Consider the following 24341-nt stretch of genomic DNA (forward strand, 5'->3'; position numbering starts at 1 on the left):
CACCCACCGCGACTGCATTGAGGGAGAGGTCGATTCCGGCATGGCAGGCCACGGCTCGAGCATTCTCGGTTACCCGCGCATCGGACCCCGTCGTGAACTCGAGCGTGCTCTCGATTCCTACTGGCACGGGGACGGCACCCGCGCCGAGATCATCGCGGTCGGTCGCGAACTGCAGGAGAACATGTGGCGTGAACTGTTCGCCACCGGATTGACGCAGGTCCCCGGCAACACGTTCTCCTACTACGACCACGTGCTCGACAACGCACTGCTGTTCGGTGCGGTCCCGGAGCGATTCCGTCCGCTCGTCGACGAACTCGACCCACTCGATTTCTACTTCACGATGTGCCGTGGCCGCGCAGACTTCCCGCCCCTCGAACTCGTCCGCTGGTTCGGGAGCAACTACCACTACCGCCAGCCGGAACTCGACGAGCACACCGTCTTCGGACTGAATTCGGCCGCGTTGCTCGACGAGTTCGATCGTGCCATGGCCGAGGGCGTCGAACTTCGGCCCGTCGTGCTCGGCCCCGTGTCGCTGCTGTTGCTGTCGAAGGTTGCGCCGGCTTCCCAGCAGAACGGATTCTCGACACTCGATCTGCTCGACAGGCTGCTCGAGCAGTACGAGCGGCTCTTCGAACAACTCGCGATACGCGGCGCTACGTGTGTGCAACTCGACGAGCCGTCGTTCACCGAGGACCGCAGCGCCGACGAACTTGCCGCGCTGAAGCGAGCCTACGAAGTGCTTTCGCACGCACCGCTGCGGCCACGCATCCTCGTGACCGGACCGTACGGCCATCTCGGTGAAGCGTTGCCGATCCTGGCGGCGTCGAAGGTCGAAGCGCTCGGTCTGGACCTCGTCAACGGCCGGATGACTCCGGACGAACTCGCTGCCGTGCCCGGCCTGAAGCGTAAGCGGATCTACGCCGGCGTCGTCGACGGCCGCAACGTGTGGAAAGTCGATCGGCGCCGCACGCTCGACTACCTGCAGTCGCTCGCTGCGGTCGCGCCGGACCTCGTCGTCTCGACCTCCTCCTCGTTGCTGCACGTGCCGTATGACCTCCTCATCGAATACGACATCCCCGGCGACGTCGCCGACCGGCTCGCCTTCGCGAAGCAGAAGGTCGGCGAGGTCGTCTCGCTCGCGAAGGCGCTCACCACCGGAGCGGAGGAGAAGTGGCGCCGACCGCCCGTCTCCGTGCATTTCAAGCAGAAGCACACCGTGCGGGCCCGCCTCAACGCTCTCACCGCCGAGCATCGCGTCCGCGCCCCCTACGAGGAGCGTCGCGTCGCCCAGCAGAAGCGACTGAAGCTGCCGCCCGTCCCCGCGACAACCCTCGGTTCGTTCCCTCAGACAGCCGAGGCGCGCAAGGCGCGGTACGAACTCGTCCGAGGGCGACTGTCGAACGACGAGTACACCGAGCTGATCCAGGCCGAGATCGAGTCGACGATCCGGCTGCAGGAGGACATCGGTCTCGACGTCCTGGTGCACGGCGAACACGAACGCAACGACATGGTGCAGTACTTTGCCGAACTGCTGGAAGGCTACGCCACCACTCATTTCGGCTGGGTGCAGGCCTACGGGTCGCGCTGTACTCGCCCACCGATCCTGTACGGCGACATCGTGCGGCCGAAACCGATGACGGTCGAGTGGACCGCGTTCGCGCAGTCGCTCACCGACAAACCGGTCAAGGGAATACTCACGGGCCCGGTCACGATGCTGGCGCGTTCCTACGTGCGAGCGGACCAGCCGCGGCACGAGACCGCCGACCAGTTGGCGCTCGCGATCCGAGACGAGATCAAGGATCTGGAGAAGGCGGGCATCGCGATCATCCAGGTCGACGAACCGGCGATCCGTGAACTGCTGCCGCTACGGCAGGACGGGCGCGTCGAGTACCTCGACTGGGCGGTCGATGCGTTCCGCCTCGCGACCGGCGGGGCAGCGCCCGAGACCCAGATCCACACACACCTGACGTACTCGGGCCAGAAGTCGGTGGTCGACGCAATCGAACGACTCGATGCCGACGTCACCGCGATCGTCGCGACCAGGTCGATCGGCTGGGTGCTCGAGGCGATCAAGGATCAGGCCCTGACCCACGGCGTCGGGCCGGGCGTCTACGAGTCGCGCTCGGCGCGGATCCCCGACATCGACGAACTCGACGAGTTGCTGACCGAAGCAGCCCAGTCCGTGGACCTCGACCGGCTGTGGGCGAACCCGGACGGCGGCCTCAAGTCTCGCCGGAACTGGCAGCTCGAGCCGTCGCTGCGCAACCTCGTCGCCGCGGCGCGCCGGGTGCGTCGCCGGGCCGCAGCCAGGACCGAACAGCACGAACGACTGTGACGCCCTGCACCCGCGGGTGCAGGGTTCCGGCAGGGGAGTAAGGATAGGAGCATGAGCGACTCGGCTGTTCCGACCATCACTGCTGCTGCCTTCACCGCCACCGCTGCAGATGCCCCGCTGACGAAGACCACGATCGAGCGCCGCCCGTTGGGTCCGAGCGACGTGCTGATCGAGATCGAATTCGCGGGCATCTGTCACTCGGACATCCACGTGGCCCGCAACGAGTGGGGCGGTACGAAGTACCCGGTCGTGCCCGGTCACGAGATCGTCGGACGCGTCGCCGCCGTCGGCGCCGAGGTCACGAAGCACGTCGTCGGCGACCGGGTCGGTGTGGGGTGCTTCGTCGATTCGTGCGGTGAGTGCGATCCGTGCACCACCGGATTCGAGCAGCACTGCGTCAACAGGGTCACCGCGACGTACAACTCCGTCGGCCGCGACGGCCAGGTCACTCAGGGTGGCTACTCGACGCACATCGTCGTCACCGAACACTTCGTGCTGCAGGTGCCGGACGGGCTCGATCCCGCCGCGGCGACGCCGTTGCTGTGCGCCGGCATCACCCTGTACTCACCGTTGAAGCGATGGAAGGCAGGCCCCGGTACCAAGGTCGCGATCATCGGGATGGGCGGTCTCGGGCATGTCGGCGTCAAGATCGCCGCGGCGCTCGGCGCGGAGGTGACCGTGCTCAGCCATTCCCTGGCGAAGAAAGAGGACGGCCTGCGCTTCGGCGCCGTCGATTACCGCGCGACGACCGATGAGGCGATCTTCAAGGAACTTCGCGGCAAGTTCGATCTGATCCTCAACACCGTGTCGGTCAACCTCGACCTGGACCGGTACCTGTCGCTGCTGTCGTTGCAGGGTGTTCTCGTCGAACTGGGACTGCCCGAGAATCCGCTGACGCTGCGGGCGTTCTCACTCGGCAACAACGACCGGGCGATCGCGGGATCGAACGTCGGAGGGATCGCGTCGACCCAGGAGATGCTCGAGTTCTGTGCGGCGAACGGCATTGCCGCAGAGATCGAATTGATCTCCGCCGATCGCATCGACGAGGCCTACGACCGCGTCGTTGCGAGCGACGTGCGGTACCGATTCGTCATCGACGCCGCAACCTTCTGAGCCGGAACCGAGGGAACGGGCCGGGTCAGAAGTTGTCGCCGAGCTGATCCCGTAGCTGCGCGAGAGTCTTTGCCAGCAGACGCGAGACGTGCATCTGCGACACCCCGACTCGTTCGGCGATCTGCGTCTGGGTCATGTTGCCGAAGAATCGCAACATGACGATGGAGCGTTCGCGTTCCGGTAGCGCCTCGAGCAACGGACGCAGTGCTTCGTTGTTCTCGACCTCGTCGAGGGCCGCGTCGTACTCGCCGAGTGTCTCGGCCAGAGTCAGTCCGTCGTCGGTCTGTGGCGACGACCGATCCACGGAGATAGTGGTGTAGGCATTCCCCGCGACCAGACCCTGCAGTACTTCTTCCTGGTCGATACCCAGCTCCTGCGCGAGCTCGCTTGCCGAGGGCGCGCGCCCGAGGCGCTGCGACAGGTCGGCGGTTGCATGGCTCAACGACAGGTGCAGTTCCTTCATGCGACGGGGAACCCGCACCGCCCACGCGGTGTCGCGGAAGTGCCGGCGCACCTCACCCATGATGGTGGGTACCGCAAATGATACGAAGTCGGCCCCGCGATCCGGATCGAACCTGTCGACCGCGTTGACCAACCCGAGACGCGCGACCTGGACCAGGTCTTCGAATCCCTCGCCGCGCCCATCGAAGCGACGCGCGATGTGTTCGGCAAGAGGGAGACAACGTTCGACGACGTGCTCGCGGATCACAGAGCGTTCCGCATCCTTCACATCGAGAACAGCGATCCTTTTCAGATCGTCGAAGACGTCGGCATACTCGTCGTTCGTCCTCCTGTTGTTCTCTTTCACCGAGCGGCGCTACCTTCGGAGATCACAAGGTCGATGGTGCTCACAGTGTCACCGTGGTCGTCGATACCCGACGACACCGAAACCGAATCGGTGAGCGAATTGAGAACATGCCACCCGAACGAGCGGGGCTGCCGGGTGGGGGCATCCGTGCGGGTGGGTGCCGACAAGCTGATCTTCACTCCCGATGGGGAGACTTGGAAGCTACACAGAAGGGTGGACAGATCTGTGGAATTCACGATCAGTCGGGTTGCTGCCTCGTCGACTGCGAGTTTGATGTCCTCGACGGTGTCGAGATCGAAGTCGTGTTGCAATGCGATCGCTGCCGCGACCGCGCGCAGCACCGAAAGCTGGTCGGCATCGGCCCTGACCCGCAGCTCGACTGTGGGGGGTGCATCTTCGTGTGCCGAATCTACCGACGCGGAATTCGCCATGGGTGCCTGTTCTCCGTGACTGCATGTAACGGTGCTCAATGTTCTGCTTCCCTTTCAGGGGGGAGACTACCCAGTCGGAGAGGTTTCAACCCAACGGTTCTTCCGCTGCCTCCATTACGGATGGAGATATCTCGATCCGGTTGAGCACGCGCCGGGTCTGCACTAGTGTTGGGGGCGGTTGAGCACACAGCCTGGAAGTCGAAGGTGCCGCATGATGGGCGGTATTCCGGCGGGCGATTCTGTGCCGCTGCGTCTGCGCCACTAGCGCCTTTGGAGTTTCTCAGACGTTGGGAAGTGCAATGACAGCTACCGAGAGCCCTGCCCCGCGGACCCTGCCCATGCGTCCTGGTCCGGCCGGTGCTGCGATCTACTGGGCGGCCGGCGCCCAATTCTGCGCGCAGCAGATCAGCTCCGCTCTGGTTCGTGTCGGAGTCGGCGGAGAAATCGACCTCCGTAACGCGGCTGCGCTGAGCGAGTATTCTTGTGCGCAGCTTCGGTCTTCGCCGCGGGTGATCCTGGACCTGTCCGAAGTGGGGTTCTTCGGGACGCCTGGCCTGGCGGTGTTCGACGAGCTCGATGAGGTGAGTCGCCAGAACAGTGCACGTTGGGCTCTCGTCTGCGGAAGGCCGGTCCAGCGACTGCTGCGTGTTGCCGACCCCGAACAGCGTATTCCCAAGCACTTTTCCCTGGAGAGCGCGATGCGATCGCTGAGTCACGCGGCGTGATGCCATTCGAAGGACGCGGCAGACTGTAGTGGTCAGTATGTCGCGAAGCCGTTGCCGTGCAAGGTGAATGCTTGCACGGCAACGGTGTTTTCGTCGATGCTTCATGCGATGCGATGCGATGTTGGTGTCCGTGTTGCTAAACGAGAGCGGATCATCGCGTTCTCACTCGACTGAGGGCTTCCTCACGCGGCAGCGGGATGCACCGCTCGTACGCGCGGGCAGTGTCCGCAGCGGCGCGATCCCACGAGAATCGTGCGACGGCGCGGTCGCGTCCCGCGATCCCGTAGGTGTCGCGGGTGGTCGGGTCGCCGAGCAGTTTCCGTGCTGCCTTCGCGAGGGCTTCGGGGGACCGGGGTGGTACGAGATCACCGGTAACGCCGTCGACCACGATGTCGAGTACGCCGCCGACCGCGGATGCGATCACCGGTCGTCCACACGCCATGGCCTCGAGGGGCACGACGCCGAATGGCTCGTACCAGGGGTTGTTCACGACGATATCTGCCGAACGCAATAGAGCGGGCGTCTGCGAGTGCGCGATCCTGCCGGGCATCCGTACTCGGTCGTATACGCCGCACCGCCGTGCGACTCCGGCGAGCCGTGATGCTTCCGGATCGCCGGGTGGGCTGCCGCCGTCCGGTGGGTCTCCTGCCACCACGAGTTCGGTGTCGGGAAGTGCACTCAGGGCTGCGATCGTGACATCGAAACCCATTGGGGGAACGATCTTTCCGATGGACACGATGCGATACTTCGCTCTCCGGGGGAGGAGCGTGGGGCCAACAGGTTCGAATCGGTTCACATCGACGCCGCAGGGCACGACGGATGTGCGAGCCCGGGGTAGGCCCATGCGAGTGAGCTCGGACACTTCGTCGGTGCAGGCTGCTACCACTCTGGTGGCACCGCGAGCGACGAGTTTCTCCAGGCGGATCCGGTCCGATGGGGTGGCGTCGGTCGTGCTCTGATGTCGACGCTCGACCACTCCCAACGTATGGAAGGTCTGCACAGTCGGAATTCCCAGTTCTCGTGCTGCCAACTGGGTCGCGATTCCCGACAGCCAGAAATGGGCGTGTGCGACGTCCGGACGTTCACGTGACCATTCGCTCTGGAGGAAGGAGCCGAACTCTCCTGTGAAGGTGAGCAGTTCATCCTCCGCCAGCTGCTCGGGCGGACCGGCAGGGACGTGCACCACCTCGTAATGCGCCTCGGTGCGCACTCGTTCGGGAAGGTCGGGGCTGTCGTAGCGTGTGTATATGACAACGCGGTGGCCTGCACGAGTGAGGGCTGCGGAGAGCTCAGCGACGTGAAAACCCCGTGCGTCGGCGTGGGAATCACCGGCAGTACAGAGCGGACTCGCGCCTGCGGACACGATCGCGATGTGCATCGGGTTCCCTCCTGGGCAAAGAGCAGCGGCTTCTTCGGAGAAACGGACTACGTCGCGGCCGTCGCCGAAATGCCGGCGTACATCACCATCAGAACGAAGAGGGCCCACCCGGTTCCGTGCCAGATAGGCCAACGGCCACCCTCCTTCCACACCAGATAGGCGCGGATGAACGCCCCGAGTCCTCCCAGAAGAAGTACGAGTACCGGTCCGAACATGAGAATCTGGCGAGCGGGATCGGTGCAGACGGCGAACTCTGCGTCCGCACAACTGTCACCGGACATTGCCGACCACACGATCACTCCGACCATGATCAGCAGTGCGATCGCAATGACGATGGCTGCATACCGGACGGCGCTACGGAACGCCTTGGGATCGCGCCAGCGTTTCTCCACATCTTGGGTCATGGCTGGTGGTCAGCTCCCGACACGATCGGTGAGCCGGTCTTGGCCGACTTGACGCGCGCAGTGGGCACAACAGAACATCACCCCGTTCGCCTCGACTCCGTGACCGAGGATTCTGCAGTGGCAATGGGCGCACTCCGGCGCCATCGCATCGACGGCGCACTCGAAACTGTCGTATGTGCCCGTGAAGCTCTCGCGAGTGACGGTGAAGGTCTTGTCGTAGTCGTTTCCGCATGTATCGCACGTGGGCATGCCGAAGCTCCTTTCGTGTGAACTGCCGTGCCTCTCGGGTGCCCCGCCACGTGGCTGTGCAAACGTGCGGTTCGCGTGGCAAACGTGCGGTTCGCGAGACGGATTAGGAGCGGGCCGGGGATCGTCCCGGTTGATCGGGTTTCGATGGCGGGCGAATGGGCATCCAGTACAGGTCCGCCCGATAGCAGAAGTGCGGTTGCCGAGTTCGGTATTCGACCGACACGATGCGGAAACGAATCGAGGAGAGCACATGAGCGTCTCCGATCCTGAGCCTCACGGCAACACCGATCCGAGTCCTGACAGGACACCGGATCTGGATCCCGGCGGTGGAGTGCGCCCCGGATCGACACCGCCCGAATCATCGGGTACCTCGGGGCTGTCTGCGCCGGAGCCGCGTACGAGTTTCAGATTCCCTCCCACCGGGTGGATGACGATCGGCGCCGTGGTGGTGATCGTCCTGATCTTCGTGGCTGTGGCCGTCGGCTTGTTGTTCTAGAAGCAGCACACCGAATCGGGGTCGAAGCGATGGACGGGCGACCCGAGCATGTGAATCACGAGAAGGGATTATCGGAATGACAGACGACAAGAGCGGCCCCAGCGAGGGCATCAAGGGCGCCGTCGAAGGCGTGAAGGGCAAGGCCAAGGAAGCAGCCGGAGCCTTGGTAGGAAACGACGACCTCACGCGTGAGGGACGCGCCCAACAGGACAAGGCCGAGAGTCAGCGGGAAGCTGCGAAGAAGGAAGCCGAGGCCGAGAAGGCTCGCGGCGAAGCCGAAGTGGACGAAGCACGGCAGCGTTCACAGCAGTAGTCCACAGCGGCAGCTGTTGGGGGTGCCCGAGGCCTTGATCAGGCGTCGGGCACTCGCTCGTGCAGTGTCATCAAGAGATGATCGAATTCCGTGCGCGCGATAGGCTGCGCGCCGGAACCGGATGTAGCCTCCGCGACAAGTTGTTCCGAGAGTACCCGCAGCTTGACATTGGTCTCCTGGGAACGCCAGGTCAGGACCTCGAAGGCGTGTTGGGCGGAAACTGCGTACACCACCATCAGGATGCCTTTGGCCTGTTCGATCACGGCGCGCGCTGCGGCGAGAGAGGAAACCGCCTCGTCCACGCCTTCCCGGATGTCCTCCTCGATTGCCTCGGACAGGTCCAGGTAGAACCCGCTTGTGCCGAGCACCGTGCCGTTTCCGTCGACCAGGCGGTCGCCGATCACCGCCACACTCTTGATGTTGCCGGCGGTATCGATGATGCGATGTTTACTGCTGAACGGTTCTCCCGTGGTGCGGACCGCCTCGAGTAGTTCTGCAAGTTTCTTCTTGTCGTCGGGGTGCTTGTGCTGCAGTAGCAACTCGGTGGTCGGATGCACCGTGCCCGGCGCGTATCCGTGCATGGCCGCCACCGCGTCGGACCACTCCCACGTGTCGTCGGCAAGCAGGTATCGGAAGCTTCCGACATGCGGGGACGAGTTGCCGCCGAGGGGGCGGGCCGCAGCCGCGTCGGGAAGAGTGGCACGATCTTTCATAGGTCAGATTATGCGCCACTTCGCATCGGCTGGGTTCACCGGAAGGGTCGTGGCTCGAACGACACGGCATGCATGGACTACGCCGTGCGCAGATCGTCGAGGAAATGACGCGTCCACCGGTCGATGTCGTGAGTCATGACCTGACCGTGCATCGAACGCATCCTTCGGGTCAGGCCCGGATCGCCGAGTCGGACGGCGCTGAGTATCGCGTTCTTCACGGCCTCGAGATCGTGTGGGTTCACCAGCAGAGCACGACGCAACCCTGCGGCGGCCCCGGCGAATTCGCTGAGAACAAGCGCGCCCGTGCCATCGCTGTGGCAGGCCACGTACTCCTTCGCGACAAGGTTCATTCCGTCGCGCAACGGTGTCACGAGCATGACATCGGCGCCGGTGTACATCGCGACGAGCTCGTCGCGTGCGACCGGACGATGCAGGTAGTGCACGACCGGACCGCGCAGACGACCGAACTCGCCGTTGATTCCGCCCACTACCCGTTCGACCACATCTCGCAACGAGGAATAGGCTGCGAGACGCTCGCGGCTGGGGGTGGCGAGCTGCACCATCACGGTCTTGTCGGGATCGAGTGCTCCGTCCTGGAACAACTCCCGGAGGGCTTCGATACGCAGCTCGATGCCCTTGGTGTAGTCGAGTCGATCCACGCCGAGCAGGAAGATCTCGGGATCACCGAGCTCGGCCCTGATCTGCCCGGCGCGTAGTACGGTGCTCGGCTCCACCGAAGAGTCGCGCAGCCGAGCTGCGTCGATGGAGATCGGGTAGGCGCCCACGCGCACACGCCGTGTGCCGAACTCGATCAGGCCACCCTCGGCTCGATGCGTACTGGGCAAGCCGAGAAGCCGTCGGGCCAGATACCGGAAGTTCTCGGCGCCACCCGGAAGGTGGAACCCGACGAGGTCCGCGCCGAGCAGACCCTCGATGGTCGCCTTTCGCCACGGCAATTGCAGGAACAGTTCCGGCGGTGGGAACGGAATGTGCAGGAAGAACCCTATTCTCACATCCGGTCGCAACTCGCGGAGCATTTGCGGTACGAGTTGGAGTTGATAGTCGTGGACCCACACGGTGGCACCCGGCGCGGCGGCCAGAGATGCCGCCTCCGCGAAGCGGCGGTTGACCTGTTGGTAGGCGTGCCACCACTCCCGGCGGAAGGTGGGTGCCACGACTGCGTCGTGGTAGAGCGGCCAGATTGTCGAGTTGGCGAAGCCTTCGTAATATTCGGCAACCTCGTGTTCATCCAGTTGCACCGGATGAAGGGTCAGTCCGTTCTCGACGAACGGATCGTGGGCGGCATCAGCGGTGCCGGTCCATCCCACCCACGAGCCGTCCACGGATCGGAGAACCGGTTCGAGGGCCGTGACGAGCCCACCGGGACTGCGCTGCCACCTCGCGGGTCCATTGTCGGGCTGCTCGACGAGATCGATGGGAAGACGGTTCGCCACCACGACGAAATCGCGCGGCCCTGCTCCTTGCATCCGTCCTGCTCCAGCCGCTCGCATTCACTCCGCTCGCCGTGTGCCCGCGAACACGTCGACCACTGCCGAACAGAAAGCGGGCAGGTCGCCCGGGTTGCGGCTCGAGACCAGGTTCTGGTCGATGACCACTTCCTTGTCCACCACCGTGCCACCGGCATTCCGGATGTCGGTCCGGACACTCGGATACGAGGTCAGCGTTCGATCGCGGACCACGTCGGCTTCGACGAGCGTCCACGGTCCGTGACAGATGACGCCGACGGGCCGTCCCGAGGTGACGAAGTCTCTGACGAATGCGACCGCCTTCTCGTCCTGGCGGAGATGGTCGGGATTGGTTGTCCCGCCCGGCAGGAGAAGGCCGTCGTAGTCGTCCACCGACGCGTCTGCCACTACCTGGTCGACCGAGTACTTGCCCGCGGCATGCACGTCCTTCTGCATCGCCTGGATCTCTCCGTTCTCCAGCGACAGCAACCGCACGGTGGCGCCCTCCTGCTCCACCGCACGTCGGGGCTCGACGAGCTCCACCTCCTCGACACCATCGGTTGCAAGGATGGCAATGGTCCGGCCCGACAGGCGTCCACTGTCTGCTGTGCTCATGATGATCAACCCTTCTTCGAAGTATCGCCGACTCCCGCATACCCGTCTCGGCTGATTTCATGCTGCGGGATGTTCTGCTGCCCACTCCGTTTGCCTGCGGCGACCCGTTTGCCTTCCGAGACGGCGGGTACGCCGATGTGCATGTCTCGACGAGCGGAGGAAACGAGTGCTTCATGTGTGATCGTGGACTGCAGACCCAGTGCGAGACCACCCAGGTACGTGAGCAGGGAAGCGGCGCTGCGCTGTTCGGTTACTCGCAGCTGTACGGCAGTGTGCCCGGCGGGCAGGCCCAGTACCTGCGTGTTCCCCATGCAGACTCCACCCACATCAAGGTCCCGCAGGGGCCCGCCGACGAACGATTCGTGTGCCTGTCGGACGTCCTCCCGACCGCGTGGCAGGCGGTCGAATACGCCGAGATCCCGGACGGGGGCACGGTTACGGTTCTCGGGCTCGGCCCGATCGGCGACATGGCCGGCCGCATCGCCGGCCATCGTGGAGCGCGGGTCATCGCGGTCGACCTGGTTCCGGAGCGGCTCGCGCGGGACTCGGCGAGAGGACGCACCGGCTGCCGTTGTCGGATGCCCCGCATGCGTACGACATCTTCCAACGAAAGCAGGACGGCGCGGTGAAGATCGTCTTCACACCTTGACGTTCGGGAGGAGGTCGCAGGAGGAGTCACGCAAGCACAGGATCGAACGCCGGCCCGGCCGCCGACGGCTGGTTTCGGCGGCGCTCCACCCGCGCACCCATCGCGAACGCCAGGTGCCCGCCGAGGGTGCCGCCGAAGCCGATCATTGCGGTTGCGACCGTGCTCGCTGCTACTGCAGCGGGACGGTCGCCTCGCCGTCGTCCCAGGTAGGACAGACCCATCAGGGCGATGCCGGTTCCGTTGACCGCAGCATGGACCAGCCCGACCCGTCGTTGCTGTGTGTCGCATTCCGCGAAGTCGGCCCAGCCGGTAAGCGCGGACGGCAGCGCTGCGACCAACCCGAGCCCGATCAGCTGCCGTGCGGTCTCCGGTTTGCGGAAGACGAAGTCGAACAGCGGCGCACACGACCAGGCACCGATCGGGATCGCAACCAGTGCGGGGTGCAGTGGATGGCCCGGAGCCACGTCACCGCGCAACAGGTCACCCGGTACGCCTGCGGTAATACGTCGGACAACATCTCGGACCACCGTCGACGGTCGATCGAGTGCTGTCGCGGACTCCAGTGTCGAGAACAATCCGGTCATGGGTCGCGAGTACCTCAGATGAAAGGTTCGAAACACTCGACACTGGCGATTGTTCGCCCGATCCGGTTTCGGGCACTGTCAGCCGGGTAGCTGGGGAGTGCAGTCGCAGCATGTGCTCTGTTCCGTTGACAATCGCGCGCACGCGTCTCTTGCGCTGAGGAGGATTCGATGACCCGTCAGAACGTCGCAGACTACCTGCTCGAACGGTTGCGTACCTGGGGAGTCGAGCACGTATTCGGATACGCAGGAGACGGGATCAATGGCATTCTCGCCGCCTGGGAGCGGGCTGGGAACAATCCGCGATTCGTTCAGGCTCGGCACGAGGAGATGTGTGCGTTCGAAGCCGTCGGATACGCAAAATTCTCGGGACGCCTCGGGGTGTGTATCGCCACCTCCGGACCTGGTGCGATACATCTTCTCAACGGCCTCTACGACGCCAAACTCGACCACGTACCGGTGGTCGCGATCGTCGGACAGACCGACCGTTCCGCCATGGGCGGCTCGTACCAGCAGGAGGTGGACCTGCTCAGCCTGTACAAGGATGTCGCCAGCGATTACGTACAAGTAGTCACGGTCCCCGAGCAATTGCCCAACGCCCTCGACCGGGCCATCCGGACAGCAATGACCCGGCACGCTCCCACCGCGCTGATCATTCCGGCGGACGTGCAGGAACTCGACTACTCCCCACCGACCCACGAGTTCAAGATGGTGCCCTCGAGTGTGGGCTTCGATATCCCGACGCTCGCCCCCGGCGACGCCGCGGTGGTGCGGGCCGCGGAGATCCTCAACTCCGGCAGCAAGGTTGCTCTCCTGGTCGGGCAGGGTGCGCGCGGCGCGCACGAGGAGATCGCACACGTTGCCGATCTGCTCGGCGCCGGCGCAGCCAAAGCGCTGTTGGGCAAGGATGTGCTTTCCGATGAACTGGGGTGGGTCACCGGAGCGATCGGGCTGCTCGGCACGCGCCCGAGCTACGAGATGATGGCCGGCTGCGACACCCTTCTGACCATCGGCTCCTCCTTCCCGTACGCCCAGTTCCTACCCGAATACGACCAGGCCCGCGGTGTACAGATCGACATCGACGGTCACATGATCGGGATGCGCTACCCGAACGAGGTCAATCTGGTCGCCGATGCGAAAACAGCTTTGCAGGCATTGATTCCGCATTTGTCCCGGAAGGAGGACCGATCCTGGCGGGAGGAGATCGAGGCGAACGTGGCGCGTTGGTGGGAGACCATGGAGATGCAAGCGCAGGTGGACGCCGATCCTGTCAACCCGCTGCGGTTGTTCGCCGAACTGTCGCCTCGCCTACCCGACGACGCGATCGTCACCGCAGACTCAGGCTCGGCGGCCAACTGGTACGCGCGCCAATTGCGGTTCCGTGGTCGGATGCGAGGTTCCCTCTCGGGAACTCTGGCGACCATGGGGCCCGGCGTCCCCTACGTAATCGGAGCGAAGTTCGCGCACCCGGATCGTCCCGTGATCGCGTTCGCCGGCGACGGCGCGATGCAGATGAACGGGCTCGCCGAACTGATCACTGTCGAACACTACTGGCAGGAGTGGGATGATCCCCGGCTCATAGTCGCGATTCTGCACAACAACGACCTGAATCAGGTGACCTGGGAGATGCGAGCGATGTCCGGTGCACCCAAATTCGTACCTTCGCAAACCATTCCGGATGTCGACTACGCGGCGTTCGCCGAGAGTCTCGGCTTGCGCGCCGAGACGGTCACCGAACCCGGCCAACTCGCCGGCGCGTGGGACAAGGCGCTCTCAGCGGATCGGCCCACCGTGCTGGACGTGCACACCGACCCGAACATGCCGCCGATCCCGCCGCACGCGACCTGGGAACAGTTCAAGTCGGCCGCTTCTGCGGTCCTGCACGGGGACGAGGACGCCTGGGGGTTCATCACGACCGGTGTCAAGACCAAGGCGCAGGAATTTCTCCCGCACAACGACGACTGACCGAGTATTCGTATTCGACGTTGCGTGACCCCAGTTCCGCCCTTCCATTGCCAATATAGCTGCAGCGCAATGTGTCCGGAAACCCATTGTGTATCGATACCGGTGCCTGCGCTCGAGATACGTCAGCTCGGACGGTGTCGTCGATCGTTGTCGTCGGAGTCGTCGGTGTACCTACGATTTCTAGAAATCGGTGTCGATGCACGCCAGGCGGTCACCTGCCATTCCGGCCTCACCCGGTCCTGTCATGGTGTGCTGTGCGTGGAGCACCACAGAATTGGCCTCATCGTCGCGGAACTCCCAGTCGACGGTCGTCGACGCTTGCGCGGCGCCGTTCTCGTCGGTCGTGATGTCGAGCCAGATCTCGTTCTGGGGGTTCGCATAGGCCGGGTCCGTCGACGGTGCGTCCGGGGTGGCCGCGGGGTCGGGGTCGTTCTGGTAGTGCGGTCCCGAGTCCGACGGTTGCGGCCCGCACGGCAAGGTGTGCACGTGCACGCCGAAGTCGCGGCTCGGTGCCAGACCCGTCGCGTCGAGGGTGATCGTCGTGCGGCCGTCCTGGTCCTCGGAGTCGACCCTCACCACCGAGCCCACCGGCACGGCGGCTTCGTCGTAGGTGAAGGCATTGTCGTCGTCGCCGGCGGCCTCCCCGGGTGCCTGGAAGGCGCCGGCCATCCCGGGTGCCGGGGTGGGTATGTCGTCGGTGGTCGTTTCGGTGGTGGTCAGAGGTGGTGTTTCGACGGTGGCGTCGTCGGTTGTCGCTTCGTCGTCGCTGCAACCGGTGGCGACGAGAGCGGCCAGTGACACTGCCGCGATCAAGGTGGTGTGTCGTGTGTTCATGAATGTCGCGTACCCGCGACGTACAGGTCCGAACCCAGGATTTCGTCACGACGTGTGTATCCCGCAAAAGTGGGAACCCGAAGATCATGACGCACAGCGGTGGCCTCGCCCAGCCGGACGCCCGAGCAGCGGGACACCTGCTCGCTGTCCTGGACGAGCGTGACAACGGAACGCTGGTCCGAGTGGTGTGCGATCTCGCAGCCGCGAACAGGTACTCAGCGGCGTCGGACGGAGTCCGTTACGACCGCGTACTCGCATGGGTGGTCACGAGGATCGCAGAAATCATCATCGAACCGCTGGAGTGGGGGCCTCAGGAACCAGCGGAATACAAGGTCGGCTTCCGCACACTCGACGGCCATGCCGTCGATTTCGCCGATGCCCCACCCGCGGTCCAGTGCGTTGTCCGGGCCGTGACAGCAGAACTCGCCGACGACAGTGACTCTGTCGGGACGGCCCTCGAAGATGCCGACCACGCGTCTGCCTCGCTACGCGCCGATATTCTCCTCGAAGCGCTGGCTCTGCTGGATCGCCTGCTCGATGCGCGGCTGCGGCACGCAACAGCAGAATGAGGTCAGTGATTCCTCAATGCGTCGATGAGTTCGTCCTTCGTCATCTTCGAGTACCCGGTGACACCGATTTCCTTTGCCCGCTCCTTCAACTCGGGCACGGTCCGTTCCTCATAGTCAGCGGCCTTGCCGCCCTTGTGTCCGACCGACGAGCGTCCTTCGTTCGCCGCGGCATTGGAGATACGTGCGGCCTTCTCCTTCGAGTCACCCTCGTCCCGCAGTTCCTCGTACAACTCCTGATCCTTCAGATGCGGATCAGAACCCTTCTTCGGCATGACAGTCCTCCTCGCTGGTCACCTCCACGCATACCCGGGGGCTTCACCGTAAAACCCGGGTCGGCATTTCGCACGAATCCCGGCGCGTGCGTCCTGATCGTGGGAGATTCGGACGGTGGGCACTGCCGACCGAATCCCCGACTCGGTACTGGACGATGTCGGGACTTTTGCACGTACGCCGACCGTCGCCTGGCTTCGACGAGGTGCGGTCGTGCTCCTTGCCGTGATCGTCCTGGTCGGTCTCACCGGCCGATTAGGCGTGTACAGCGCGGCCACCCACGCATCCGGCGGTGGATACGAACTTCACCTCGAATATCCGCGGATCGCGCGACCCGGACTGGACGTCCCTTGGAATCTGACGGTCCGGAAGCCAGGCGGTTTCACCGAGCCGGTGGTGATCGCCGTGGAATCCGACTATTTCGACATGTTCGAGAGTCAAGGTTGGACGCCCGAGCCGTCGGCGGAGACCGCTGATGCCGTCCGCACCTACATGACCCTCGACCCACCGCCCGGCGATACCCTCACCCTCGGGTTCGATGCGTATATCCAGCCGTCGAGCCAGGCCGGAGCATCGGGCTCGGTATCCGTATACGAGGACGGAATCGATGTGGTCACTGTGGATTTCACGACATGGGTGGCGCCCTGATGGAAATCGTCATCCGCGCGGCTGTTCTTTTCCTGTTTCTGTGGGTGATCACCCGGATAGTCGGCCGGTCGACGGTCGGTGAGCTGAGTACCTTCCAGCTGATTCTCTACATTGCGATGGGTGACCTCATCCAGCAAGGGGTCACTCAGCAGGACTACTCCGTCACTGCGGCAGTATTGGCGATCGGAGTGTTCGCTCTGCTCACCATGGGGTTGACGTGGATCAATTCCCGTTTCCCCCGCATGCGGGGTGTCACGCACGGAGTTCCCGTCATCGTCGTCCGCGACGGAGTCCCCGACTTGCACCGACTGCGTACCGAACGGATGTCGCTCGACGATTTGATGAGCAGTGCACGTCAGAAGGGTATTCGTCGCTTCGACGAGATCGAACTCGCTGTCCTCGAGACCAATGGGCGCGTATCGTTTTTCACGCGGGCCGACGGAGGGGCGGACGAGTCGGCACATCCGGACATCATTTGACGGTAGGCCGGGCGTCCGTTTGGCCGTGGCACGCATGGGTACCCGTTGTCAGACACTGTCTGCTGAAGGAGGCCACGATGACGGATCCGAACTTCACGACCGACGACGCCGGTATTCCGGTTACGAGTGACGAGCATTCCCTCACTATCGGTACCGATGGACCCATCCTGCTCCAGGACCACTACCTGATCGAGAAGATGGCCCAGTTCAATCGCGAGCGCGTCGCGGAGCGCCAACCCCACGCGAAAGGTGGCGGTGCCTACGGGCGATTCGAGGTCACCGAGGACGTCTCCGCCTACACGAAGGCAGATCTGTTCCAGCCCGGTAAGAAGACCGACCTGCTGATCAGGTTCTCGTCCGTTGCAGGGGAGCGTGGCAGCCCCGACACGTGGCGCGACCCACGCGGTTTCGCGATCAAGTTCTACACCGACCAGGGAAACTACGACATGGTCGGCAACAACACCCCGATCTTCTTCATGCGCGACCCGATGAAGTTTCAGGATTTCATCCGATCCCAGAAGCGCCGCGCCGACAACAATCTGCGCGACCACGACATGCAATGGGACTTCTGGACGCTCTCTCCTGAATCGGCACACCAGGTCACCTGGCTCATGGGTGACCGCGGTATTCCGCGCACGTGGCGCCATATGAACGGCTACTCGAGCCACACCTACATGTGGGTGAACGCCGAGGGCAGGAAATTCTGGGTGAAGTACCACTTCAAGACCGACCAGGAAATCGAGTTCTTCACGCAGCACGAGGCCGACCAGATGGCATCGATGGACACGGACTATCACACACGTGACCTGTGGGAACACATCGAAGCGGGCGAGTACCCGAGTTGGACGTTGAACATGCAGATCATGCCGTTCGAGGATGCGGACGACTACCGCTTCAACCCGTTCGACCTGACGAAGGTGTGGCCACACGGCGACTACCCATTGATCCCGGTCGGCACGATGACGCTCGATCGCAATCCCACCGATTACCACTGCGAGATCGAGCAGGCCGCGTTCGAGCCGAGCAACCTCGTTCCCGGCATCGGCCCGAGTCCGGACAAGATGCTCCTCGGTCGGTTGTTCTCGTATCCCGATGCTCACCGGTATCGAATCGGCGCCAACTACAAGGAACTGCCGGTCAACAAACCGCATGTCCCCGTCCGGTCCTATTCGAAGGACGGAAACATGCGGCACCACAACCCCGGTGATCCGGTCTACGTGCCGAATTCCAAGGGCGGGCCCCACGCGGATCCGTCACAGGTCGGAGAGACCGCCACATGGCAGAGCTCGGGCGACATGGTGCGCGCACCCTATGCATTGCACAGTGAGGACGACGACTGGGGCCAGGCCGGAACGATGGTTCGGGAAGTTCTCGACGATGAAGCCCGGGATCGGTTGGTGGACAACGTCGTCGGACATCTTCTCAATGGGGTCTCCGAACCAGTTCTCGAGCGGGCGTTCGAGTACTGGCGGAACATCGACAAGCCCCTCGGCGACCGGATCGTCAGCGGTGTCTCCGAGAAGAAATCGGAGAAGGACCCGAAGGCAGGACAACAAGCGAACCCCGCGCGGAGCAGCGCACAGAAGAAGGCCTGATCCGGTCTGTTACCCCAGTCGAGGACGAGGCCACCTCCTGCGGGCACGCTCCCAGGCAGGAGGGGCCGAGTGCTGCCTCCAGCGGTAGACCGCCAACCGCACTATGACGGCGCCGAAGGTGCCGTACAGCCAATTGTCGGCGTTGTTTTTCACGGGCAGAACGCTTGTGGCGCTGTGGTGGTGGCACACGGCCGGGCTCATGCACGGTCAACCGATGCAGAATCACCGTGGCGTCCGACGTCGTAGGAGGGTAGGGCAGTGCGTAGTCGCTTCGCTGAGAATGTCGATCGTCTCGCCGCGGATCTCGCGGCGATGTGCACCGGTGTGGAATCGATGATGGGGGACGCGTCGCGCGCGTTGGTGTCGGCAGACCTGGACCTCGCCGAGCAGGTGATCGCGACTCGGGAAGAATGCGACTCCGCCGCCCGGCAGTGGGAGCAGACCGCCTTCGCCCTGCTCGCGTTGCAGGCTCCGGTCGCGTCCGATCTGCGACTGATGATCGGCGGCATGCACATCGCCGCGGACCTCGAGCGCATGGGCGCGTTGACGACCCACATTGCGGAGGCGGTCCTCCGACGCCATCCCGCGCACGTGGTCCCCACGGAGGCACATGACATCCTTGCCGACATGGGCCGGGTCGCTGTCGCGGTTGCCGGTGAGACCCACCGTGTGCTGGCGCAGCGAGATCCGGTGCGTGCCGCAGCGCTCGAGCGGGCCGACAGCGAGATGGATGCGTTGCACCGTGCCCTGTTCGAGCGCATCACTTCCGACCGCTGGGAGCACGGCGTCATGGGAGCAGTGGATGTGACGCTGCTCGGCCGCTTCTACGAGCGGTTCTGCGATCATGCCGTGGCGATCGGTCACCGCGTGATCTTCCTCGAGACCGGACTCGCCGGTGATGCCGAGGAAGGCGAAATCCTGTCGCATGAGGCGAAATCTCCGGGGACGGACCAGGTTCATTCCACAGCGAGTGGGTATGTGACGGGCATCGGACCCATCGAACGCAGAGGACCGACATGACCGAACACAACACGGAGACCGGCACAGTCACCGGCACGAAAGACAAGGATTACAAGCTGATCCGGTCGAGTCCAGGGTCCGATTCGTATGGCCGGGGCTCGATTCCGATGTTGTGGATACGGGGCATCGAGTGCCTCGGGTCCCGCGATGGGATCATGTCGAGAATGTCAACGCACTGAGATCGATCCCGGAAGCTTCGAACGGCATCGTCAACATCGTCGCGGTGGCCCAGCCATGATGTAGCAGTGCGGCATCGCTCTCTCTGGTCTCGTCGATGACGACGCTTCGGAAGGTCACCGGTACACTGCGGGTCTCGAGACCGTCGTCCTCCATTTCGCCGATTTCTGCTTGCACGGCTCCGAATTCCGCAAGGGGAGCTGTCCGTAGTCCACGTAGTTCTGTGAGAGGGACATTCGGAATATTCACATTGAGTACCTGCCCTGAGGGCGCATGCACGGTCGCCCAGCGCACTGCGCGAGAAGCGACCGATTCCGCTGTCTCCCAGAGGGATGGCGCTGTCCCATTCAACGAAAGTGCGACTGCGCGGGCTCCGTGACTTGCGGCGGTCAGCGCCGCGCCCACCGTACCCGAGTGCAGGATGGCATGGCCGGTGTTGGGGCCGAGATTGATGCCTGAAAGCACGATGTCCGGCGGCGGGCCGAATACGCCTTCCGCGGCGAGGAACGAAATCAGCGCGGGGGAGCACTCGACAGAGAAGACCTCGAGATCCGGGAGGCCGGGAAGCGTCCGCCGCGACATCGACAACGTGCCATCCTCCTGGAGCGCGGACAACGAGGCGCTTGCGCCGCTGCGCTCGAGGTGTGGCGCGGCCACGCTCACGTCGAGCCCGGCGTCGACTGCAACTCGTGCCAGCGACGCGAGGCCGGGACTGTCGATGCCGTCGTCGTTGACGATGAGCGCTTTCACTTCCGTACTCCGTGCATCCGGCGCACCTGGATCTTCTCCGTCATGCGCGCGACCGCCAGACTGTGTCCGGTCGCCAGACCTCGACGGGTCACATTGACGGCGCCGGCCGCGGCTCCCAGCCGTAATGCTTCGAGGAGGGACTTTCCGGTCGCGAAGGCTGCCGCGAATCCGGCGGTCATGGAGTCGCCGGCACCGTGATGGTCGACGATCTGGACCGGTGGCGTCTCGACCTCCCACACCTCGCCGTCACACAGCGCGATCGCAGGGTCCCCCGCGCGGGAGACGATCACCGTGTCCGCGCCTTCCTCGTGCAGTCGGTGCATGGTGGTGACGAGCTCGCCGATATCGTCCGACTGCGCTCTGCCGTCTTCGATGAGATCTTCGTGGCTGACCTTGAGCACCGTGACACCACCGCTCAGCGCGGCTGTGAGGGCGGATCCCGACAGATCCGCTACGACCGGAATCGCCAGCGCGGTCAGATCGGCGCACAACCGCCGATAGACCTCGGTCGGAACGGCGTGATCGCAATGTGGCCCGCCCAGTATCGCGATATCGGCGGCCAGTGCAGCAGCAAGCGATGTGCTGAACAGGTCATCCGTCTCGTGCCGTGTGAGAGCAGGCGGAGGAACTTCGACCACCACGGTGCGTGCTCCGCCTCGACGGTCGTGGACATACGAACCGTTCTCACATGCCGTTTCCACAGGGTGGACGGCTACGTTTTCGCGGGTCATGAGGTCGACGAGGATGCGGCCCGCTTCGCCGCCGAACGGCCCACAGAGGTGGACATCCATGCCCAGGATCGCTGCCATCCGCCCGATCCAGAATCCCTGCCCGCCGGCATGGATGTGCAACTCGTGTCCGTCATGAGGAGCCTCCTCGATAGTCACCGTCAACAACGGTGAGGGGGCGAACACGAAAGCAGATGGGAATGCTTCGCGTGTGTCGGAATCGGCCGTACTGTCGGTGAGGGACACCATGAGTGGTTGGTACCCACACCGGCGTGGCGCCACACCTGTCTCCCGTAGCGTAAGACACAGGCGAAGGACATCGTGTACGGCTCGCACGGCGGTCCGTGCACTCCGAGACACTCGAGGAGGCGACGGCATGAGCTCCGAAAACGGCGCTCCCCGCCACACGGGGCTGGGCACGGTGGATGCGGTTGTCGTCGGTGCCGGTCCCAACGGACTGACGGCGGCGGCGGTGCTCGCTGATGCGGGCTGGGACGTGGTCGTCCTCGAGGAACAACCGGTTCCTGGCGGTGCAGTCCGCAGCGCGGAACTCCATCCCGGATTCACCGCCGATCTGTTCAGCGCGTTTCATCCGCTCGCGGCCGCATCGCCTGCGTTTCGCTCCCTGGATCTGGGATCACACGGCTTGCGCTGGAGTCGTTCCGCTGCGGCGTTCGGTCATCCTTCTGGGCCGGACGACGACGATGCCGTGGTGGTGCGGCCAGATCCGGACGACACTGCCGCAGACCTCGAACGCCGATGCGCGGGCGACGGGAAGACCTGGCTGGCGTTGGTCGAACAGTGGACGCGGATCCGTGAGCCGTTCATGCAGGCGCTCCTCCGGCCGTTTCCGCCGGTGCGAGGGGCGGGATCCCTGATTCGTGAATTGGGAACGGGAGAGTCGCTGCGCCTCGCGAGAATGCTCGCGTTACCAGTGCTCCGTCTGTCCGAGGAACTCTTCGGTGGGGAATCCGCACGTCTGCTGATGCTCGGCAATGCCATGCATACGGATGTTCCACCGAATGCTCCCGGAAGCGGCGTCATGGGGTACATCCTCACCATGCTTGCGCAGGATGTGGGATTCCCGGCGCCGACGGGCGGTGCGGGTGCGCTGACCGAAGCGCTGGTGCGGCGCGGGGAGAGTGCGGGTGTGCGCGTCCTGTGCGGGCACAAGGTCACCCACATCGAAGTCGAGAAGGGTCGGGCGACGGCCGTCCGGACGGCCACCGGCGAACGAATTCGAGTTCGTCGGGCGGTGCTCGCAGACGTGTCTGCGCCTGCACTCTACGGACAGCTGTTTCCCGTCGAGGTCGTCGGAGACCAGATCCGCTCGGATCTTCGTGGATTCCAATGGGATACGCCCGTCGTGAAGGTGAACTACGCACTCGACCGCCCCATTCCCTGGCGCTCGCAGTCGTTGGCCGGAGCGGGGACGGTGCACGTCGGTGCCGATACGGGTGCGATGGTGCGGTGGGCGGCAGATCTCGAGACAGGTGTAGTCCCCGAGTCTCCGTTCTTGCTGGTCGGGCAGATGACAACCACCGACCCGTCCCGGTCGCCGGTCGGCACCGAAAGCTGCTGGGCCTACACGCATCTTCCCCGGGGCATCGTCGACGACGCTTCCGCCGACCAACTCGCCGGGCGGGTGGACGCGCAACTCGAGGCGTATGCACCGGGGTTCCACGAATCGATTCTCGGACGCACGGTGCAGCGCCCCCGCGAATTGGAAGCCGCAGACGCCAACCTGGTCGGAGGTGCCGTGAACGGCGGTACAGCACAGATCCACCAGCAGTTGTTCCTGCGTCCCCTTCCCGGATACGGAGGTCCGCGCACTCCGGTGGACGGGGTGTTCCTCGCGAGTGCGGGCGCTCATCCGGGTGGTGGCGTGCACGGAATGTGCGGATGGAATGCGGCACACGCGGCGCTCGGGGACTCGAAGCCCTCCGGAGCAGTGCGACGTGGGCTCCACGGCCTGACACGGCGGATCCTGACCTGACAGGAAAGGCCTCGCAGTCCGGGGTATCGGCGCGACGCGGTTTGATCGCGTCGGTACGGGGGTAATCACCAGCACGTTCAGGATTCGAGGTGATGGCGTCGTGACAGTTCCACTGCTGTACATTCGTAAGCAGCCGGCCCGAGTGTGGCGGTTGCCCGGAGTCTACCGGCCGCAAGAAGATTCGTTCCTACTCGCGCAGGCCATGGCAGAATCGTGGGGTACAGCTGACGCTCGAGTGTTGGATTTCTGCACTGGCACAGGTTTTCTGGCGGCGACAGCAGCAGAACTGGGTGCCGCGTCGGTGACGGCCGTCGACATCTCGTCGCGCGCTGTGCTCACTGCACGAATCAATGTTCGCGCGCGCGGCCTGAGTGTGCGCGTAGTGCGCGGTGACCTGGGTGTCGCAGCGAGGTCGGGGCCATTCGATGTCGTCTTGTCCAATCCGCCCTATGTCCCACACGGGAATGGGGACGCCGATCCGCGATGGGATGCCGGCCCGGACGGGCGGAGCATCCTCGATCCGCTGTGCGACGAACTGCCGACGTTGTTGTCGTCGAAGGGGTTCGCGCTGATCGTCCAGTCCGAATTCAGTGGGGTGGACGCCACTCTCGACCGGCTGCAATTCCGGGGACTGAAGGCAGCAGTGGTCGCTCGGCAGAGCATCCCGTTCGGGCCCGTGCTGCGGAGCAGAGTCCGATACCTTCGGGAGGTGCGCCTCGCCGACGAGGATGCAGCGCAGGAAGAGGTGGTGGTGATCCGTGCAGAAAGAACCAGGACGGGAGACGAGACAGACGGTGCGGCCGACGCATGATCGCGATGACCGCGACGTGCGGGTGGTGCGGCTCGTGAAGGGCGGGCCCGCGCTCGTCGAGGGGCCGATCCGCGTTGTCGCGGAGGACGGCAGCGAAACCGAATCCGACCGTTTCGTCGTGGCAGTGTGCCGGTGCCGACGAAGTGCTCTGTACCCGTTGTGCGACACCAGCCATCGCAGACCTGGTCACCCTCGCGGGTGACCAGGTCTGCGTGGATGTCGA

General features: G+C 64.3%; 27 protein-coding genes and 1 pseudogene. 15 read left to right on the plus strand and 13 right to left on the minus strand.

Features of this window, described 5'->3' with window-relative positions; genetic code table 11:
* Positions 1-40: 40 nt before the first annotated feature.
* Together metE and ACZ46K_RS12660 are read left to right on the plus strand one after the other, a co-directional pair.
* Positions 41-2335, plus strand: a complete 2295-nt coding sequence (metE, locus tag ACZ46K_RS12655; RefSeq protein ID WP_464748538.1) for a 5-methyltetrahydropteroyltriglutamate--homocysteine S-methyltransferase — start codon at positions 41-43, stop codon at positions 2333-2335.
* Positions 2336-2386: 51 nt separating this feature from the next.
* A complete protein-coding gene (locus ACZ46K_RS12660; protein ID WP_054806856.1) occupies positions 2387-3448 on the plus strand; it encodes an NAD(P)-dependent alcohol dehydrogenase in 1062 nt (353 codons plus the stop codon).
* A 25-nt stretch (positions 3449-3473) separates the two neighbouring features.
* Here the strand turns inward: ACZ46K_RS12660 and ACZ46K_RS12665 are convergent, their stop codons facing one another.
* Complete coding sequence (locus ACZ46K_RS12665) at positions 3474-4256, minus strand: SigB/SigF/SigG family RNA polymerase sigma factor (RefSeq protein WP_054806857.1); 783 nt, start codon at positions 4254-4256, stop codon at positions 3474-3476.
* Positions 4253-4687, minus strand: coding sequence for an ATP-binding protein (locus tag ACZ46K_RS12670; protein ID WP_054806858.1), 435 nt, complete (start codon positions 4685-4687; stop codon positions 4253-4255). The genes ACZ46K_RS12665 and ACZ46K_RS12670 overlap by 4 nt, the downstream gene beginning before the upstream one ends.
* A gap of 299 nt (positions 4688-4986) precedes the next feature.
* Between ACZ46K_RS12670 and ACZ46K_RS12675 the strand changes: the two genes are divergently transcribed.
* Positions 4987-5412 (plus strand): STAS domain-containing protein, encoded by a 426-nt coding sequence (locus ACZ46K_RS12675; protein ID WP_464748540.1) that lies wholly within the window; start codon positions 4987-4989, stop codon positions 5410-5412.
* Positions 5413-5563: 151 nt separating this feature from the next.
* Here the strand turns inward: ACZ46K_RS12675 and ACZ46K_RS12680 are convergent, their stop codons facing one another.
* From ACZ46K_RS12680 to ACZ46K_RS12690, 3 genes are read right to left on the minus strand one after another with little or no spacing between them, the layout of a single operon-like run.
* Positions 5564-6790, minus strand: coding sequence for a glycosyltransferase (locus ACZ46K_RS12680; RefSeq protein WP_464748542.1), 1227 nt, complete (start codon positions 6788-6790; stop codon positions 5564-5566).
* 47 nt (positions 6791-6837) lie between these two features.
* On the minus strand, positions 6838-7194 hold the full coding sequence (locus tag ACZ46K_RS12685; protein ID WP_054806859.1) for a hypothetical protein: 357 nt from the start codon (positions 7192-7194) through the stop codon (positions 6838-6840).
* A 9-nt stretch (positions 7195-7203) separates the two neighbouring features.
* On the minus strand, positions 7204-7443 hold the full coding sequence (locus ACZ46K_RS12690) for a hypothetical protein (RefSeq protein WP_054810352.1): 240 nt from the start codon (positions 7441-7443) through the stop codon (positions 7204-7206).
* A 250-nt stretch (positions 7444-7693) separates the two neighbouring features.
* On the opposite strand from ACZ46K_RS12690, the gene ACZ46K_RS12695 reads away from it, so the two are divergent.
* A complete protein-coding gene (locus ACZ46K_RS12695; RefSeq protein ID WP_054806860.1) occupies positions 7694-7939 on the plus strand; it encodes a DUF6480 family protein in 246 nt (81 codons plus the stop codon).
* A gap of 76 nt (positions 7940-8015) precedes the next feature.
* Positions 8016-8252 carry a microaggregate-binding protein 1 gene (gene mbp1, locus ACZ46K_RS12700; protein WP_464748544.1) on the plus strand — a complete coding sequence of 79 codons (237 nt, stop codon included), beginning with the start codon at positions 8016-8018 and terminating at the stop codon, positions 8250-8252.
* Between the two features lie 38 nt (positions 8253-8290).
* Here the strand turns inward: mbp1 and ACZ46K_RS12705 are convergent, their stop codons facing one another.
* The 3 genes from ACZ46K_RS12705 to ACZ46K_RS12715 form a co-directional block, all read right to left on the minus strand.
* Positions 8291-8965, minus strand: a complete 675-nt coding sequence (locus tag ACZ46K_RS12705; RefSeq protein WP_464748546.1) for a PAS and ANTAR domain-containing protein — start codon at positions 8963-8965, stop codon at positions 8291-8293.
* Positions 8966-9042: 77 nt separating this feature from the next.
* Entirely contained in the window at positions 9043-10452 is a 1410-nt protein-coding gene (locus tag ACZ46K_RS12710; protein ID WP_464748548.1) for an alpha,alpha-trehalose-phosphate synthase (UDP-forming), read from the minus strand.
* A gap of 24 nt (positions 10453-10476) precedes the next feature.
* Positions 10477-11046 carry a type 1 glutamine amidotransferase domain-containing protein gene (locus ACZ46K_RS12715; RefSeq protein WP_054806862.1) on the minus strand — a complete coding sequence of 190 codons (570 nt, stop codon included), beginning with the start codon at positions 11044-11046 and terminating at the stop codon, positions 10477-10479.
* A 167-nt stretch (positions 11047-11213) separates the two neighbouring features.
* On the opposite strand from ACZ46K_RS12715, the pseudogene ACZ46K_RS12720 reads away from it, so the two are divergent.
* Positions 11214-11603 (plus strand): annotated as a pseudogene (locus tag ACZ46K_RS12720) (glutathione-dependent formaldehyde dehydrogenase); the annotation flags it as partial.
* 118 nt (positions 11604-11721) lie between these two features.
* On the opposite strand, the gene ACZ46K_RS12725 reads toward ACZ46K_RS12720, so the two are convergent.
* A complete protein-coding gene (locus ACZ46K_RS12725; protein WP_464748550.1) occupies positions 11722-12279 on the minus strand; it encodes a DUF2231 domain-containing protein in 558 nt (185 codons plus the stop codon).
* Between the two features lie 168 nt (positions 12280-12447).
* Between ACZ46K_RS12725 and ACZ46K_RS12730 the strand changes: the two genes are divergently transcribed.
* On the plus strand, positions 12448-14241 hold the full coding sequence (locus ACZ46K_RS12730; RefSeq protein ID WP_464748551.1) for a thiamine pyrophosphate-requiring protein: 1794 nt from the start codon (positions 12448-12450) through the stop codon (positions 14239-14241).
* A gap of 180 nt (positions 14242-14421) precedes the next feature.
* On the opposite strand, the gene ACZ46K_RS12735 is transcribed toward ACZ46K_RS12730, so the two are convergent.
* The gene (locus ACZ46K_RS12735) at positions 14422-15075 is read right to left on the minus strand and encodes a superoxide dismutase family protein (protein WP_054809732.1); all 654 of its coding nucleotides are present in this window, start codon (positions 15073-15075) and stop codon (positions 14422-14424) included.
* A gap of 86 nt (positions 15076-15161) precedes the next feature.
* On the opposite strand from ACZ46K_RS12735, the gene ACZ46K_RS12740 reads away from it, so the two are divergent.
* Positions 15162-15644 (plus strand): hypothetical protein, encoded by a 483-nt coding sequence (locus ACZ46K_RS12740; protein WP_464748553.1) that lies wholly within the window; start codon positions 15162-15164, stop codon positions 15642-15644.
* Positions 15645-15646: 2 nt separating this feature from the next.
* Here the strand turns inward: ACZ46K_RS12740 and ACZ46K_RS12745 are convergent, their stop codons facing one another.
* Entirely contained in the window at positions 15647-15916 is a 270-nt protein-coding gene (locus ACZ46K_RS12745; protein ID WP_054805410.1) for a DUF7218 family protein, read from the minus strand.
* Positions 15917-16031: 115 nt separating this feature from the next.
* On the opposite strand from ACZ46K_RS12745, the gene ACZ46K_RS12750 reads away from it, so the two are divergent.
* From ACZ46K_RS12750 to phoU, 4 genes are all read left to right on the plus strand, one after another.
* Positions 16032-16562, plus strand: coding sequence for a hypothetical protein (locus ACZ46K_RS12750; protein WP_464748555.1), 531 nt, complete (start codon positions 16032-16034; stop codon positions 16560-16562).
* On the plus strand, positions 16562-17041 hold the full coding sequence (locus ACZ46K_RS12755; protein WP_464749303.1) for a DUF421 domain-containing protein: 480 nt from the start codon (positions 16562-16564) through the stop codon (positions 17039-17041). Before ACZ46K_RS12750 ends, ACZ46K_RS12755 begins: the two co-directional genes overlap by 1 nt.
* 77 nt (positions 17042-17118) lie before the next feature.
* Complete coding sequence (locus ACZ46K_RS12760) at positions 17119-18636, plus strand: catalase (RefSeq protein ID WP_054805409.1); 1518 nt, start codon at positions 17119-17121, stop codon at positions 18634-18636.
* Positions 18637-18894: 258 nt separating this feature from the next.
* Positions 18895-19656, plus strand: a complete 762-nt coding sequence (phoU, locus tag ACZ46K_RS12765) for a phosphate signaling complex protein PhoU (RefSeq protein WP_464748557.1) — start codon at positions 18895-18897, stop codon at positions 19654-19656.
* Between the two features lie 153 nt (positions 19657-19809).
* Here phoU and surE read toward each other — a convergent pair whose 3' ends face one another.
* A complete protein-coding gene (gene surE, locus ACZ46K_RS12770; RefSeq protein ID WP_054805407.1) occupies positions 19810-20583 on the minus strand; it encodes a 5'/3'-nucleotidase SurE in 774 nt (257 codons plus the stop codon).
* A complete protein-coding gene (locus ACZ46K_RS12775) occupies positions 20580-21470 on the minus strand; it encodes a PfkB family carbohydrate kinase (protein ID WP_464748559.1) in 891 nt (296 codons plus the stop codon). Before ACZ46K_RS12775 ends, surE begins: the two co-directional genes overlap by 4 nt.
* A 217-nt stretch (positions 21471-21687) precedes the next feature.
* On the opposite strand from ACZ46K_RS12775, the gene ACZ46K_RS12780 reads away from it, so the two are divergent.
* The 3 genes from ACZ46K_RS12780 to ACZ46K_RS12790 all read left to right on the plus strand — a co-directional run bounded on the left by ACZ46K_RS12780 (position 21688) and on the right by ACZ46K_RS12790 (position 24320).
* On the plus strand, positions 21688-23307 hold the full coding sequence (locus tag ACZ46K_RS12780; RefSeq protein WP_464748561.1) for a phytoene desaturase family protein: 1620 nt from the start codon (positions 21688-21690) through the stop codon (positions 23305-23307).
* Positions 23308-23407: 100 nt separating this feature from the next.
* Positions 23408-24118 carry a HemK2/MTQ2 family protein methyltransferase gene (locus ACZ46K_RS12785; protein ID WP_464748562.1) on the plus strand — a complete coding sequence of 237 codons (711 nt, stop codon included), beginning with the start codon at positions 23408-23410 and terminating at the stop codon, positions 24116-24118.
* On the plus strand, positions 24102-24320 hold the full coding sequence (locus tag ACZ46K_RS12790) for a CDGSH iron-sulfur domain-containing protein (protein WP_054805405.1): 219 nt from the start codon (positions 24102-24104) through the stop codon (positions 24318-24320). Before ACZ46K_RS12785 ends, ACZ46K_RS12790 begins: the two co-directional genes overlap by 17 nt.
* The last annotated feature ends 21 nt before the right edge of the window (positions 24321-24341 follow it).

Source organism: Rhodococcus sp. JCM 9793, assembly GCF_055380405.1.